Here is a 15388-nt window from a genome sequence, read left to right on the forward strand (position 1 = left end):
CCGACCCGGCTGGCAGGCGCGTTCTGTTGGCTGAACCGGAACCTACACTGCCTGCGCAGTGCCAGTGGTGCAGTGCCCGTGCATTGACTTCACAATCAGCGGAGCCGGTGCGACAGAGACATGATCGGTGAAAGGCAACCGTCGCAACTGTCGCAAACGTGGTATCGTCAGGAGAGATTTGTACCGCATGACGAACCGTCCCACTGGCAGGCGACCACCCGCATACCGTTGACCGCTGCCATTGCCTGTGGAGGCCACGTCCCGCAGCGCTGCCGTGCAAGGACATGACCATCGAGGCGAACCTCATGCCGACGCCGGGCCTGCTGCCGCGCCTGCGGCGGGCGCTGCTGCAGACCGCCAGCCGTGCGTGGCGACGCGGCTGGGGTTTGTTGCCGGCACGCGCGGCGGCGCTGCGGGTGCCGCTCGCCACGCTGGCGCAGCACGCCTTCGGTGCTCCGCCGCGCCCGCCCCGGGTGGACCGGCTGCCGCAGGCCGCGCTGCACCGCTGGCTGAGCCGGCATGCCACGCCCAGCGCCGACCAGCGCAGGGCGATTCGCGCCGCATCGAGGAGCTGGCCCGACGCGCCGCGGTTCCTGGTGCTGCTGGATGCGCGCGGCGCGGAGCCCGCCGCCGTTACCGCCAGCCTCAACTCGTTGCGACAGCAGTTGCACATGGCTTGGCGTGGTTGCGTCCTGGTCGGGGCCGACGACCCTCCGCTGGATCCGCGGGACACCAGGGTCAGCATCGCGCAACACATTGACCCATGGCCCGATGCCGATTGGGTCATGCTGCTGGCACCCGGTGACCGGCTGACGGAGACCGCGCTGCATGTCCTGGCGACAGTTGCCGAGGCGGCGCCGGTGGCGCGCATCCTCTATGCGGATGAGTGTCTCGCAGAGCCCGGCCAGCCCGGGGCGATGCTCTGGCTGAAGCCGGATTTCGATGCGGATCTGCATCTGGCGCGCGGGTTGTTCGGCCCGGCAACCGCCTATCGCGCCGCCCTTGCCGCCGGGTTGGCGGAGGAGGATCGCGACAGCTTCGCCCTGCGCGCCGCCATGGCGGTGAAGCCGGCCGCGATCCGCCATGTCCCGATGGTGCTGGCGACTGCCGCGGCATCGCCGGAACCCGCGGCACGTCGCGCGGTGCTGGAGACGGCCCTGGCGGCGCAGGGCATCGCCGCAACGGTCGAGCCGGCGCCGCTGCTGCCCTCGGCCTGCCGAATCCGCTTCGCGCTGCCGACGCCGACGCCGCTGGTGTCGGTCATCGTGCCGACGCGCGACCGCGCTGCGTTGCTCGCCACCTGCGCCGCCAGCGTGCTGGAGCGCACCGACTATCCGGAGATCGAGTTCATCATCGTCGACAACGGCAGCGTCGAGCCGGAGACACTGGCGCTGTTCAACCGGCTGCGCCGTGATCCACGGGTGCGGATCCTGCCCTCGCCCGGCCCCTTCAACTACTCGGCGCTGAACAACCAGGCGGCCAAGGCAGCGCGCGGCGAGATTCTGTTGTTGCTGAACAACGACATCGCGGTGATCGAGCCGGATTGGCTGCGGGAGATGGCAAGCCAGGCGATGCGGCCGGATGTCGGCGCGGTTGGCGCGAAGCTGCTTTACGGCGACGACACCCTGCAGCATGGCGGCGTGGTGCTGGGCATCGGCGGCGTCGCCGACCATTACCTGCCGCGCGCCGCGCGCGACGATCAGGGGCCCTTCGGTACGCTCGCCCTGGTGCGGGAGGTTTCCGCGGTGACCGGCGCCTGCCTGGCGGTGCGGCGAGAGGTCTATCGGGCGGTGGGCGGGCTCGATGCGGAGCGGCTGACGGTCGCCTTCAACGATGTCGATTTCTGCCTGAAGATCCGGGCCGCCGGCTGGCGCATCCTCTGGACCCCCTTCGCCGAGTTGTACCATCTGGAATCCGCCTCGCGCGGGCAGGACCTTGCGCCCGAGAAGCTGCGCCGCTTCGCCGGCGAGATCGCCACCATGCGCGAGCGCTGGGCGGCGGAGCTGGCGGATGATCCCTTCTACAACTCGAACCTGTCGCTCGAAGGCGCCCATGCCGTCCTTGCCGACCGGCCACGGTGGGCGCCGCCCTGGCAGGCCTCAGACGGGTAGCGCCGCCAGCCAGGCCGCCGCTGCGGCCACGTCCGGCAGCAGCAGCGTGCCCTGCGGCGCCCGCGCCGCCTCCTCCGGGTCGCGCGTCACCAGCACCAGCGTGCCGACGCCGGCGCGGCGCCCGGCCTCGGCATCAGTGGCGTGATCGCCGACCATGACAGAGCGCGGCAGGGCGATGCCATGCGTCGCCGCGGCGTCGCGCAGCATGCCGGGGCCGGGCTTGCGGCGGTCATTCTCCCGCCGGTAGCAGCCGATTCCGTGGGTCGGATGGTCGGGACAGTATTCCACTGCATGCAGCGGCGCGCCCTCCGCCGCGAAGCGGTCCGCCATCCACGCCATCAGCCGGTTGAAATCCGCTTCGGTGTAGTGGCCGCGGCCGATGCCGGATTGGTTGGTGACCACCACCGGCAACATCCCGCGGGCTCGCGCGGTGCGGACCAAGGCGAAGATGCCGGGGAGGAATTCGACCTCGGCGATATCATACACGTAACCGTGATCGACATTGATGATGCCGTCTCGGTCGAGGAACAGTGCCGGCCTGGTCACTCAGGGCGCGGGAAGAGCCGCTGCTCGATCCGGGCGCAGATGATGTGGCCGGCGACCTCATGCGCTTCCTGCACCAGCGGCGTGACGCCGGCGGGGACCCGCAGGATGAGGTCGCAGAGCGGCGGCATCTCGCCCCCCTCGGCGCCGGTGAAGCCCAGGGTCACCATTCCCTTCGCCCGCGCCGCCCGCAGCGCCGCCAGCACATTGGCCGAGCGGCCGGAGGTCGAGAGCGCGAAGAGCACGTCGCCGGCGACGCCCAGCGCTTCCACTTGGCGGGCGAAGACCCGCTCATAGCCATAGTCATTGCCGATTCCGGTCAGGATCGAGCTGTCGGTGGTCAGGGCGATCGCCGGCAGGCCGGGCCGGTCGTAGTGGAAGCGCGAGACCAGCTCGGCGGCCCAGTGCTGGGCATCCGCGGCGCTGCCGCCATTGCCGCAGAGCAACAGCTTCCGCCCGGCCGCCAGCGCGGCGACCGAGGCTTCGGCCATGGCTGCGATCGTGTCGCAACAGGAGGCATCCGCGGCCATGCGTTGCAGGACCTCGGCGGACCGCAGGATGCTGCCGCGGATCTCCTCACTCATCCCCGAACTCCCCATGCGGCCGGGTGCATGCGCGAATCGGTGGCGCGGATCAAGCTTGTCATCACGGAAATGGCACAGGAATGTGCGGTGCGGCACCGGCGCATCCTTGCAATAGGTCTGGAAGGGCTACGCCGAAGGCGGCAGCCAGCTGCCGAGGATACTATGGATCTGAATTTGACCGGACGACCGATGCGCGCCCTTTCGCCGTTGCCGGAGACGACCGCGGCGTTAGACCTGGGCGCCGAGCTGGAGTGGCAGCCCGACCACCTCGCGCCGAGCGCCTGGCACGAACATGTCCCCTTCGCCTTCTGGCTGGTGAAGGCGTTGCGCCCTGGCAGCATCCTTGAGCTCGGCACCCATTGGGGCGTCTCCTATGGCGCCTTCTGCCAGGCGGTGGAACGCCTCGGGCTCGCCGCGCGCTGCCATGCGGTCGACAGCTGGGAGGGCGACGAGCACGCCGGGCATTACGGCGCCGAGGTCTTCGCCGCCGTCTCCGCGGTCAACGAGCAGCGCTGGCGGGGCTTCTCCTCCCTGCTGCGCACCAGCTTCGATGATGCACGCGGCTATTTCGGCCCCGGCGAGATCGACCTGCTGCACATCGACGGGCTGCACACCGAAGCCGCCGTTACCCACGACTTCGAGCAATGGCAGGAGACGCTGTCCGACCGCGCCGTGGTGCTGTTCCACGACATCAATGTGCGGGAACGGGAGTTCGGCGTCTGGCGGCTGTGGCAGTCGCTGAAGGCAGAACATCCGCATTTCGAGTTCGTCCATGGCCACGGCCTTGGCGTGCTCGGCCTCGGCAGCCGCATTCCGCCGACGGTTGCGGCCCTGTTCGATGCCAGCGCCGAGCCCGAGCGCGCCGCGGCGATCCGCACCCTGTTCGCCAGGCGCGGCGAGGCGGTGCGCGACCGCTGGCTGCGGCAGGATGCCGAGGCCCGGCTGCGCCAGAGCGCCGAACAGCTTGCCGCCGCCAGCGCCGCGGCCACGGCGGCGCAGGCCGCGGGCAGCGCCGCGGCCGAGGCCGCCGCCGCCCGGCAGGCGGAGCTGGAGGCCCGGCTGACGGCCGAGACCGCCCGGCTCCAGGCCGAGCGCGATGCCCTGAAGGGCCAGCTGGACCGGCTGCGCGACGTCACCGCGGCCGATCATGCGGCGCTCGACCGGCTGCGCCGCCAGCTCGAGGTTGCGCGCGGCGAGCGGCGCACGGCCGAGGCGGAGCGCGCGGCGCGCGAGGCCGAGGCCCGCCAGGCCGTGGCCGCGGTCGAATGCCTGCGGACCGAGATGCAGGGTATCCGCGCCCATCGCGACGCCATCGTTGCCTCGACCTCCTGGCGGCTCACCCGGCCGCTGCGCGTGGCGATACGGCTGGCGCGTGGCGAGCGGGTGGACCTGCCGCGGCTGCGGCGGCTGGCGATGCCCTTTCGTCGCCGCCTCGGCCTGCCGCAGACGGATCTGGCCAATCCAGTGGTGCCGGCGGCGCCCGCGCCGACCCTGGCGGCCCCGCCCGGGCTGCCCGCTTTGCCGGCGCCGCGGCTGGACCCGGTCGATATCGTGGTCTGCGTGCATAATGCGCCGGAGGATGTCCGGCGGTGCCTTGCCTCGGTGCTCGCCGGCACCCTGCCGCCCTACCGGCTGGTGCTGGTGGATGACGGCAGCGGGCCGGAGACGCGGGAACTGCTGGCCGGCTTCGCGCACCGCCACGGCGCGACATTGATCCGCCACGAGGTGGCGCAGGGCTATACCCGCGCCGCCAATGCCGGGCTGCGGCGCACCGACGCGCCCTGGGTGGTACTGCTGAACAGCGACACCATCGTCACCGATGGCTGGCTCGACCGGATGGTGGAGCAGGCGGCGGCGGACCCCCGCATCGGCATCCTCGGGCCGCTGTCCAACACCGCCTCCTGGCAATCGGTGCCGGAGGTGCAGCAGGGCGGCGATTGGGCGGAGAATCCGCTGCCGGAGGGGATCAGCGTGGCGGAAATGGGCCGGCTGGTGGCCCGCGCCGCCGCCCGCCAGGCGCTGCCGCTGCCCTTCCTCAACGGCTTCTGCCTGCTGCTGCGGCGACGGCTGATCGAGGAGATCGGGCTGTTCGACGAGGAGATCTTCGGCGCGGGCTACGGCGAGGAGAACGACTATTGCGTGCGGGCGCGGAAGGGTGGCTGGAGCCTTGCCGTCGCCGACGATGTCTTCATCTACCATGCCCAGTCGCGCAGCTATTCGCATGACCGCCGCCGCGCCCTGGTGGCCCAGGCCGACCAGGCGCTGGTCGAGAAGCATTCGGCGCCGGAGCACATCTGGCCGCAGGTGCATTTCTGCCGCGACAGCCTCGGCATGGCCGGCATCCGCGCCCGCATCGGCGCCGCCGTCGCCCGGCGGGAATGGGTGGAAGGCGGCAGGGCGCGCTTCGAAGGCCGGCGCATCGCCTTCATCCTGCCGATCATCACCGAGGGCGGCGGCGGCAATGTGGTGCTGCAGGAAGCCCAGGCGCTGGGCCGCATGGGCATCGACGTGACGCTGCTGAACTTCAGCCGGCACCGCGCCTCCTTCGAGGCTTCCTACGGCGCGCTCGACATTCCGGTGCTCTATGCCGACGACGAGGCCGGCATCACCGCCCTGGCCGGCGACCCGGCGCTGGGCTTCGACGCGGTGGTGGCAACCACCTGCTTTTCCATGTTCTGGCTGCCGGCCGCCGCGACCGGCCAGGCGGTCGCCTACTACATCCAGGATTTCGAGCCGTATTTCTTCCCGGCCTCGGACCCGCTGCATGCGGCGGCGCACAGCACCTACAGCATGCGGCCGGAGATCCGCCGCTTCACCAAGACCGCCTGGAACGCCGAGGAGGTGGTGCGGCACGGCGGCTACCGCCCGGCGGTGATCGGGCCGAGCGTCGACATCGACCTGTTCCGCCCCGCCCCTGGCGCGGTGGAGCGGCGGGAGGGGCCGGTCAGGGTCACCGCCATGGTGCGGCCCTCCACCCCCAGGCGCCAGGCCGGGCTGACGGTGCAGGTGCTGCAGCGGCTGCGCGCCCGCTGCGGCGGCGCGGTCTCGCTGACCGCCTTCGGCGCCGACCAGGCGGAGCTGGCGCAGCACGGGCTCGACCTCTCGGGCATCCACAGCCATGGAAGGCTGGACCGTGGCGCCATGGCGGCGCTGCTGCGGGAGAGCGACGTCTTCCTCGACCTCTCCGAATACCAGGCGATGGGGCTGACGGCGCTGGAGGCGATGGCCAGCGGCTGCGCCGTGCTGCTGCCGGAGCGCGGCGGCGCGGCGGAGATCTCAGCCGCCGGCACCGCTGCCCTGCTGGTCGACACCGCCGATCCGGCGCGCGCCGAGGCGGCGGCGCTGCGGCTGGTGGAGGATGTGGAGCTGCGTGCCGCCATGCGCCTTGCCGCGGTGGCCGAGGCGGCGCGCCACCCGCCGGAAGCCGCAGCCTGCCGGATGCTGGAGGCGATCTTCGCCACGACTGGACGGAAGAAGGAGATGGCGCCCGATGCTGCGGCTGCACCTGCTGCCTGAAACCCCCGAGACCGGGCCCGCCCATGCCTGCGCCGCGATCCGGCTGATCGGCCCCTGGACCCACCCGTCGGTGGAGCGGCGGGTGCAGGTGACGATTGGGCCGCGGCTGCCGGGCGGCAGGCTGGACGCAGTCATCACCCAGCGCAGTGGGCCGGTTGGCGCTACCCTGGCCGGGCTGCAGGAACTGGTGCGGGAGCTGCGGGCGCGCCGCATCCCCCTGCTCCAGGACCTTGATGACGACCTGACGACCGAGCACCCCTCGCCGCGGGTCGAGGCGGAGCTGACCAAATGGCAGGTCCGCCCGCGCGTCCGCTACCTGCTGCGGGAGGCGACGGCGGTCACCGTCTCCACCCCGGCGCTCGCGGCGCGGGTGGCGCGGTTCAACCCCTGCATCCATGTCTGGGAGAATGCGCTGGACGAGCGGCTGGCGCTGCCGGCGCTGCCGCGGGCCGAGGGCGCCGAGCTCGGCTATTTCGGCACGCTCTCCCACCTTGAGGATCTGCTGCCGGTGGTGCAGCCGCTGGAGGAAGCGCTGGCGGCGCAATCGCGCCGGCCGCGGGTCGAGTTCTGCGGCATCTCCGAGGATCCGCGCGTCGCCCGGCTGTTCGCTGCCACGGCGGAGGTGGCGCTGCGGCCGGTGGATGGCGACTATCCGCGCTTCATCCGGGCGCAACAGCAGCGCCCGGCCTGGCAGGCGGGCATCGCGCCGCTGGCCGACAATTCCTTCAATCGCGGCAAGTCGGATATCAAATTCCTCGACTACGCACTGTTCGGCGTGCCCGGCATCTATGCCGACACCCCGGTTTATGCCGCGGTGCAGGATGGCGAGACCGGGTTGAAGGCGGGGCCCGGGCAATTCGGTGCCGCCCTCAGCCGCCTCCTGGGCGATGCCGGGCTGCGCCAGCGCATTCGCAGCCGTGCCCGGGACTATGTGCTGGAAGAACGCGTGCTGGCCCGCCGGGCACCGGCGCTGCTGGCGATCCTGGAAGCGGTGCTGGATGGCGCCCCCCAGCAGGTGGCGGCGTGACCGGGCGCAACGCGGCGCTGCTGCGCGGCCTCTCGCCCGGCGATCCGATCATCGAGATCGGCCCGAGCTTCGCCCCGGTGGCGGCCAAGCGCGACGGCTGGGCGACCACGGTGGTGGACCACGCCAGCCGGGCCGAACTGGCCGCCAAATACACCGGTCACCCCAACGTCGATCCCAGCCGGATCGAGGAGGTGGACCACATCTGGACCGGCGGGCCGCTGGACGCGCTGCTGCCGCCGGAGCGGCACGGGCGCTACGCCGCCATCATCGCCAGCCATGTCATCGAGCATATCCCGGATCCGGTTGGCTTCCTCGCCAGCGCGGCGAAGCTGCTGGACCCGGAGCGGGGCGTGCTATCGCTGGCGGTGCCGGACAAGCGCTGGTGCTTCGACCTGCTGAAGCCGCTGACCACCACCGGCCAGGTGCTGGCGGCGCACCGCCGCGGCACCGGGCGGCACGGCCCGGCGACGCTGTTCGACCACACCGCCTATTATGCCACGGATGCCGAGGGACGGCCAAGCTGGATGGCCGGGGAGGCGTTGCCGACGCTCCGCCTCGGCGCCCGGCTGGAGGATGCGAAATCCGCCTTCGATGGCTACTCCGACGCGCCGGACGCGCCCTATGTCGATTGCCACGCCTGGCATTTCACCCCGTCGAGCTTCGCGCTGCTGGTCCTGGAACTGGGTGAAGTAGGGGTCGCGGATTGGCGGGTGGACTGGATTCGCCCGGAGCCGGCGGTGGAGTTCCTGGTCCACCTCCGCCGCGGCCGGCAGCGCTTCGCCTCGGCCGAGGCGCGGGAGGCAGCGCGACTCGACCTGCTCAAGGCGGCATTGCTGGAAGTCCGGGCGCAGACCGACTGGATGGTGGCACCGGTGCCGGCGCCGGCCGCGCCGCCCCCATCGGAGCCGCTCGGCCCGCGGCTGGAGGCGATCGAGGCGCGGTTGCGGGTGATCTCCGAGTCGCAACTGCCGGAGATCGCCACGACCGCTGCCTGGGCACGCCAAGCGATGCGGCCGGCCCGCGCGGCCTGGCGACAGATCATGCCGCTGCGCCGGCTGGTGGCGCGGCTACGTGGCCGGGCTGACGCAACCACGCTCAGTATGGACCGGAGAACGAAACTACCATAAGTTGCGTCGGGGCGCGTACCTGATGCGTCGCGGCAACAGGGAAGCGTTTCCCTGTACAAAGTATTGCGATGCCAACTCGGTCTTGCTTTGCCGGCCGTGCAGCGTGTACGGCTTGCATGCAGGACGCACACCGTCCGCCTGGTCTTTGGAGCAGCCTGGGAGCCGTGGCGTGGGGACGCCGCGGGTCTGGTGGGGGCAGGCTTCGGAAATCCGGTGGCCCAAGACGTGACGGAGCGGTAGGGGATGCCCAAAGGGCGATCGACGGGTCAACAGACCACCCATGTGGCGTCGCAGGCCGGGAGACGGCCAGCCAGACGCTTCGGCCAGCCGGCCATGCTGCTGTCCACCCTGGCCTTGCTGGCCGCCTGCGGTCAGCAGGCAGCGCAGCACCGGGGACCGGGCGGCCATGTGGCGGTGACCCATGGCAATTACAACCGCCCATCCAGCTACAACCCACCCGGCCCCTCTCATGATCCCTGGGGCCCCTGGATCCGTGACGCCAGCCGCCGCTTCGACGTGCCGGAGCGCTGGATCCGCGAGGTGATGCGCCAGGAATCCGCCGGCCGCGTCGGCGCGACCAGCCCGGTCGGCGCCATGGGGCTGATGCAGGTGATGCCCGGCACCTACCGCGAGCTGCAGGCGCGCTACGGCCTGGGGTCCGACCCCTACCATCCCTACGACAGCATCATGGCCGGCACCGCCTACATCCGGGAGATGTACGACCTCTACGGCTCGCCCGCCTTCCTCGCCGCCTACAACGCGGGTCCGCGGCGCCTGGAGGATTACCTCTGGAACAGCCGCGGGTTGCCGGCCGAGACGCGGAACTACGTCGCCCGCATCGGTCCCAACATCGTGTCGTCCCACCCCAGCCGTCGGGCGGCGCCGGAGATCTACGCCGCCGCCGAGATCCCGCTGCGCATCCCAGCCGGCCCGCGGCGGATGGACAGCGCCACCATGCTGGCGCTGCGCGAGCAGCGGCAGGCACTGGACCCCGGCGTGCAGATGGCGCAGTTGCCGCCGGGCCCGGTGGTGCGGATGGACCCGATCCCGGATGGCAGCACCACGCCGCCGCCGGTCCAGGTCGCCTCGCTGGGCGACAGCATCCCGCTGGGCGGCAGCGTGGTCCGGATGGATCCGATTCCGGATGGCAGCACGCCGGAAGGCGCCGCCCGCATCGCAGAGGCCGATGCACCGGAGCCGCCGCCGCGCAGCGTCGCCGCGCCGGCCCTGCCGCCGCCGCGCGCCCCGGCGACCTCGCACCCGACCCGGCTTGCCAGCGCCGCCCTGCCGCCGCCGGTGCCGCGTGGCGCCGCGGCCCGCGCCGCCCCGGTCACCACGCCGCGCCAAGCCTTCGCCAGCGCTCCGGCCGCGCCGTCGCGCAGCGGCATCGGCTTCATGGGCACCGCCCATGCGGCAACCCCGCCGGCGACGCTGCGCCAGGCCGTGGCGCGTCCCGCCGCGGCGCCGGCCGGCGGCTGGGCAGTGCAGGTCGGCGCCTTCGCCCGCCAGGACCAGGCCCGCGGCGCCGCCAGCAGCGCGGCCGGGGCTGCCGGCGGGCGGGCCCAGGTCCAGCCGGTGGTCCAGGGCCGCACCACGCTCTACCGCGCCCGGGTGACTGGCCTGACCCAGCCCGCGGCCCAGGCGACCTGCGACCGGCTGCGGCGCAGCGGTGCCTGCATGGTGCTGTCGCCCGACGTCCAGGGCTGAAGCCGCCGGCGCTGCGGCGCCGGCGTGGCGCCTCAATTGTCCTGCGCTGGCGGATTGCGTTCAGACATGAACGCCGATCCGCGATAGCCTGCGCGCGCTGGCCATGCCATGCGGCTGGCATTCATCCTGCCGGTCCGAGCCCGTCGCCGGCCGACGGCTTGCCCCATCCATGGCTGGTACCGTGTGCCAACCGATCGGAGAGGTTCCGCATGTCCACCCCGCCCCGCGATGCCGATCCCGCTCCAGAAGCGGCCGAGCCATGGTCCTTCCGCCTGAGCGGCGGAGGCGAGGATGGCGAGGACTTCGATGAGGAAGACGAGGAGGATGAGGACGAGGAGGACGAGGAGGAAGACGACGGCGACGACGACGATGACGATGATGACGACCCGGACTTCGACGAGGACGAGGATGAGGAGGAGGATTAGCCGCGGCGGCTGACCGCGCCCCCCTTGTCGTCCAGGGCTGCCTCGCTCAGGGTGGCTGCCGCCTGAGAACAACAGGGAGGATGTCCATGTCAGCCGATGCCGTGTCCGGAGTGCGGGCCGAGGATCCCATTGATTTCGCCTCGCTCGATGCCCTGGTGCGGCCGCGTTCGGTGGCGGTCATCGGCGCTTCGGACGAGCCGGCTCGCATCGGCGGCCGGCCCATCGCCTATATGCGGGAGCGGGGCTTCGCCGGCGCGCTCTGGCCGGTGAACCCGAAGCGGCCAACGGTGCAGGGGCTGCCGGCCTTCGCCTCGGTCGCCGCCCTGCCGTCGGCGCCCGATGTGGCGATCATCGCGGTGCCGGCGGCGCTGGCGATCGACACGCTGGAGGAGCTGGGCAGCAAGGGCTGCCGCGCCGTCATCTGCTTCACCGCCGGCTTCGCCGAGATGGACGAGGCCGGCGCCGCGGCGCAGGAGAAGCTGACCGCCATCGCCCGGCGCCACGGCATCCGCCTGCTCGGGCCGAACTGCCTCGGCGTCTTCAACGACGCCATCCAATTTTACGGGACCTTCACCGCCAGCTTCGAAAAGGGCTGGCCGATCCCCGGGCGGATCGGCATCGCCTCGCAATCCGGCGCCTATGGCACGCATATGTTCGCCGCCGCGCTCGATCGCGGGCTCGGCACCCAGGTGGTGATCACCACCGGCAACGAGGCCGAGGTGGCGCTGGGCGACGTACTTGGCTGGATGGCGCAGGCGCCGGAGGTGGACGTCATCTGCGCCTATGCCGAGGGCATCCGGGAAAGCCGGCGCTTCCTCGCGGCGCTGGAGCTGGCGCGGCGCAACCGCAAGCCGATCGTCATGATGAAGGTCGGCCGCAGCCAGCTCGGCGGCGCTGCGGCGCAATCCCACACCGCCTCCATCGCCGGCGACGATGGCGTGACCCAGGCGGTGCTGGACGAGTTCGGCGTGGTTCGCGCCCGCACCACGGAGGAGATGCTGGACATCGCCTATGCGGCGACCAAGCGCATCTACCCCGCGCGCAACACCCTCGGCGTGCTGACCGTCTCGGGTGGCGCCGGCGTGCTGATCTCGGATGCCGCGGAGGCGGCCGGCGTGGCGATGCCGCCGATGCCGGAGGAGGCGCAGGCGAAGCTCCGCGCCCTGGTGCCCTTCTGCGCCCCGCGCAACCCGGTGGATTGCACCGCCCAGGTGACCAACGACCTGTCGCTGATCACCCGCTTCGCCGAGAGCGTCGCCGAGGATGGCGGCTATACCTCCATCCTGTCGTTCTGGTCGCAGACCGCGGCGGGGCGGAGCGTCGGGCCGAAGCTGCAGGAGCAGATGCGCGCGGTGCGGGCGAAGTACCCCGACCGGCTCTGGGTGATGTCGATGCTCGCCCCGGAGAAGATCCGCGACTACGAGGCGGATGGCTGGATCTGCTTCGAGGATCCCTCCCGCGCCGTGGTGGCGATCGAGGCAATGGGCCGCTTCGGGGCCGCATTCGCCAAGCCCGAGGCGGCGGCGGTGCCGCTGCCCAAGGTGACGCTGCCGGAGACCACCCCCTCCGAGGCGGTGGCCAAGGCACTGCTGGCCGAGGCCGGGGTGCCGGCGGTGCCGGAACACGCGGCGCCGGACACCGAAGCGGCGGTCGCCGCGGCGGAGGCCATTGGCTACCCGGTGGTGCTGAAGATCCTGAGCCCCGACATCCTCCACAAGAGCGAGATCGGCGGCGTGTTGCTGGATGTCGCCAATGCCGACCAGGTGCGTCAGGGCTTCGCCATCCTGCTCGACCGCGCGAAGCATCATGCGCCGGCGGCACGGATCGAAGGCGTGCTGGTGGCGAAGCAGATCAAGGGCGCGGTCGAGATGGCGCTCGGCGTGTTCCGCGACCCGGTGTTCGGGCCGGTGGCGATGGTCGGGCTTGGCGGCATCTTCATCGAGATCCTGAAGGACGTCGCCTTCCGCCGCTGCCCCTTCGACACCGCGGAGGCGGAGCGGATGATCCGCGGGCTGCGCGGCTTCCCGCTGCTGGATGGCGCGCGCGGCCGGCCGAAGGCGGATGTCGCGGCGCTGGCCAGGGCGCTGTCTTCATTGTCGGCCTTCGCCGCGGCGGCCGGGCCGCGGCTGGCAGGGGTCGATGTGAACCCGCTGCTGGTACTGCCGGCAGGGCAGGGCTGCTACGCCGCGGATGCGGTGATCGAACTCGCCGGGGAGGGCCATTGAGCAATGCCGATCGTCTACGACAAGCTGATCAACTACCCGATTCCCGAGGTGCGGCAGCGGCTGCGCTGGCAGGATGTGGCGCTCTATAATTTCTCCGTCGGTCTCGGCCAGGACCCGATGGACGAGAAGCAGCTCGACTTCGTCTATGAGCCGCGGCTGAAGGTGATGCCTTCCATGCCGGTGGTGCTCGGCTCGCCCGGCTTCTGGTCGCGCAACCCGGATACCGGGATCGACTGGGTGAAGATCGTGCATGGCGAGCAGGGGCTGACCCTGCACAAGCCGCTGCCGACCGAGGGCGAGATCATCGGCCGTTCCCGCATCACCGGCATCGTCGACCGCGGCGCGGGCAAGGGCGCGCTGATGTATTCCGAGCGCGAGGTGGTGGATGCCGCCACCGGCGAGAGGCTGGCGACCCTGACCTCCACCAGCTTCCTGCGCGGCGATGGCGGCTTCGGCGGCCCGGCCGGGCCGGTGCAGCAGCCGCATCCGGAGCCCGAGCGGGCGCCGGACGTCACGCTGGAGCTGGCGACGCGGCCGGAGCAGGCGCTGGTCTACCGGCTCAACAGCGACCTCAATCCGCTGCACATCGACCCGCAGGTGGCGAAGGCCGCCGGCTTCCCGCGGCCGATCCTGCACGGGCTCTGCACCTTCGGCACCGTCTGCCATGCGCTGCTGCGAAGCCTCTGCGACTACGACACCACCCGCTTCGGCCGGATGAACCTGCGCTTCTCCTCCCCGGTCTATCCGGGCGAGACCATCCGCACGGAGATCTGGCACGAAGAAGGCGGCGCCGCCTTCCGTGCCCGGGTGGTGGAGCGCGACAAGGTGGTGGTCAGCAACGGGCTGTTCCGCTTAGCCTGATGCCGGCGGCGGTCGATCGGCCATGATCGACCGCCGGCAGCATCACCCCATCCGGTGCGGCAGGCCGTTCTGCTCCAGGACGAAGCGCATCTTGTCGTAGCGCGGGGCGAACAGCTTGTTGAAGACGTCGTAGGAGGTTTCGGCGATCAGCCGGTCCGGGTCGATCTCCGCCACCGCGCTCGTGGCGATGGCGGGGATGGCGTGGGTGTCGGCAAGCTCGGCGCAGCGCGCGTCATAGGTCACGAGGATGCCCGGTACGCCATTGGCCAGCGCGGGCAGCACCCCATGCACCCGGTAGCCGACCGCCAGATCCTGGGTGCGGATGAAGTCGTCGTATTCGCTGACCTTCAGGAAGAAGAACAGGTCCCCGTAGAGGCGCTCCATCTCGGCGGCGGTGTCCTCGGTCCACCAGCGCTGCTGCAGGAACAGCTTTCTCGCCTGCTGCATGCGTTCGGCATTGCGGTAGACGAAGGCCTTCTCCTCCACCTCGCCATGCGTGGTCACCCGCAGCGCGAAGCGCCGGGCGAAGCGCAGCAGCATCTCCCGCTGCTCCTCGCGGTAGCGCTCGACGGAGGTGGCATAGTCCGCGCCGGCCTCGCGCCGGATGGAGAAGGCGACCCGTTCCACCGCGCCGGGCCGGATCTGCAGGTCGCGCTTGCGGGCGCGGAACAGCGAAGGGCAGCCGACGACCTCGACATTCTTGATGCCGTTCGCAGCCAGCACCTCCGCGGTGAAGGTGCCGCGGACGCCGATCAGCGTGCTGCGCTCGGCGACGGTCTTCCAGAAGCGGAGGTTGCGGTCGTCCAGCTGGTATCGGCCGAAGCTGCTGGCCTGGGCGCCGACGCCGATGGCGAAGATCGGCAGTTGCACGGCATCGAACAACTCCAGCGCCTGGTGCCATTCCATGTTGGAATGGATGAAATTGGAGGCCCGGACCAGGAAGAAGTCGTAGTTCCTATAGGCTTCGATCTCGGCTTCCGGCGTGTTCTCGATGGCCGTTCCCCTGACTTCGGTCAGGTCGAGCAGCTTCAGGGTCGAATCATAGACCACCATGTCGCCGATGTTGAAGTAATTCGTCTCGATTTCGTTTTGGCTCTGGCGGTACCATTGGACGCTGTCGCGCCCGGAGACCTGACCGGCCGGAGAAACTATGAGCGCTTTGCCCCCAAGTGGCAGCTGAACCATCACTTCCTCTGAAAGACCTGATGGTTGATTCTAACAGATTGCGCCTGCAAGTGCAGGATATCCGTTCGTCATCGCCT

The 15388-nt window shown here is 71.0% G+C and carries 11 protein-coding genes; 8 read left to right on the top strand and 3 right to left on the bottom strand.

Features of this window, described 5'->3' with window-relative positions:
• Positions 1 to 305: 305 nt before the first annotated feature.
• Positions 306 to 2111 (top strand): glycosyltransferase family 2 protein, encoded by a 1806-nt coding sequence (locus tag H7965_RS06725; RefSeq protein ID WP_186769779.1) that lies wholly within the window; start codon positions 306 to 308, stop codon positions 2109 to 2111.
• On the opposite strand, the gene H7965_RS06730 is transcribed toward H7965_RS06725, so the two are convergent.
• Together H7965_RS06730 and H7965_RS06735 are read right to left on the bottom strand one after the other, a co-directional pair.
• Positions 2100 to 2657, bottom strand: a complete 558-nt coding sequence (locus H7965_RS06730) for a D-glycero-alpha-D-manno-heptose-1,7-bisphosphate 7-phosphatase (protein WP_186769780.1) — start codon at positions 2655 to 2657, stop codon at positions 2100 to 2102. The genes H7965_RS06725 and H7965_RS06730 overlap by 12 nt on opposite strands.
• Entirely contained in the window at positions 2654 to 3238 is a 585-nt protein-coding gene (locus tag H7965_RS06735) for a D-sedoheptulose 7-phosphate isomerase (protein ID WP_186769781.1), read from the bottom strand. Before H7965_RS06735 ends, H7965_RS06730 begins: the two co-directional genes overlap by 4 nt.
• Before the next feature lie 189 nt (positions 3239 to 3427).
• Here H7965_RS06735 and H7965_RS06740 point away from each other — a divergent pair, with 189 nt between their 5' ends.
• The 7 genes from H7965_RS06740 (at position 3428) to H7965_RS06770 (ending at position 14126) form a co-directional block, all read left to right on the top strand.
• Positions 3428 to 6754: a glycosyltransferase gene (locus tag H7965_RS06740; protein ID WP_222440495.1), complete on the top strand. Its 3327-nt coding sequence runs from the start codon at positions 3428 to 3430 to the stop codon at positions 6752 to 6754.
• Positions 6729 to 7781: a glycosyltransferase family protein gene (locus H7965_RS06745; RefSeq protein ID WP_186769783.1), complete on the top strand. Its 1053-nt coding sequence runs from the start codon at positions 6729 to 6731 to the stop codon at positions 7779 to 7781. The genes H7965_RS06740 and H7965_RS06745 overlap by 26 nt, the downstream gene beginning before the upstream one ends.
• Positions 7778 to 8908 carry a class I SAM-dependent methyltransferase gene (locus H7965_RS06750; protein WP_186769784.1) on the top strand — a complete coding sequence of 377 codons (1131 nt, stop codon included), beginning with the start codon at positions 7778 to 7780 and terminating at the stop codon, positions 8906 to 8908. Before H7965_RS06745 ends, H7965_RS06750 begins: the two co-directional genes overlap by 4 nt.
• 333 nt (positions 8909 to 9241) lie before the next feature.
• Positions 9242 to 10615 carry a lytic transglycosylase domain-containing protein gene (locus H7965_RS06755; RefSeq protein WP_229682486.1) on the top strand — a complete coding sequence of 458 codons (1374 nt, stop codon included), beginning with the start codon at positions 9242 to 9244 and terminating at the stop codon, positions 10613 to 10615.
• A gap of 209 nt (positions 10616 to 10824) precedes the next feature.
• Entirely contained in the window at positions 10825 to 11040 is a 216-nt protein-coding gene (locus H7965_RS06760; protein ID WP_186769786.1) for a hypothetical protein, read from the top strand.
• Between the two features lie 86 nt (positions 11041 to 11126).
• Positions 11127 to 13265 carry an acetate--CoA ligase family protein gene (locus tag H7965_RS06765; protein ID WP_186769787.1) on the top strand — a complete coding sequence of 713 codons (2139 nt, stop codon included), beginning with the start codon at positions 11127 to 11129 and terminating at the stop codon, positions 13263 to 13265.
• 3 nt (positions 13266 to 13268) lie between these two features.
• The gene (locus H7965_RS06770; protein ID WP_186769788.1) at positions 13269 to 14126 is read left to right on the top strand and encodes a MaoC family dehydratase; all 858 of its coding nucleotides are present in this window, start codon (positions 13269 to 13271) and stop codon (positions 14124 to 14126) included.
• Between the two features lie 42 nt (positions 14127 to 14168).
• Here the strand turns inward: H7965_RS06770 and H7965_RS06775 are convergent, their stop codons facing one another.
• Positions 14169 to 15311: a polysaccharide pyruvyl transferase family protein gene (locus tag H7965_RS06775; RefSeq protein ID WP_186769789.1), complete on the bottom strand. Its 1143-nt coding sequence runs from the start codon at positions 15309 to 15311 to the stop codon at positions 14169 to 14171.
• Positions 15312 to 15388: the final 77 nt, after the last annotated feature.

Origin of the sequence: Siccirubricoccus deserti (genome assembly GCF_014283215.1) — a bacterium.
Taxonomy (GTDB): domain Bacteria; phylum Pseudomonadota; class Alphaproteobacteria; order Acetobacterales; family Acetobacteraceae; genus Siccirubricoccus; species Siccirubricoccus deserti.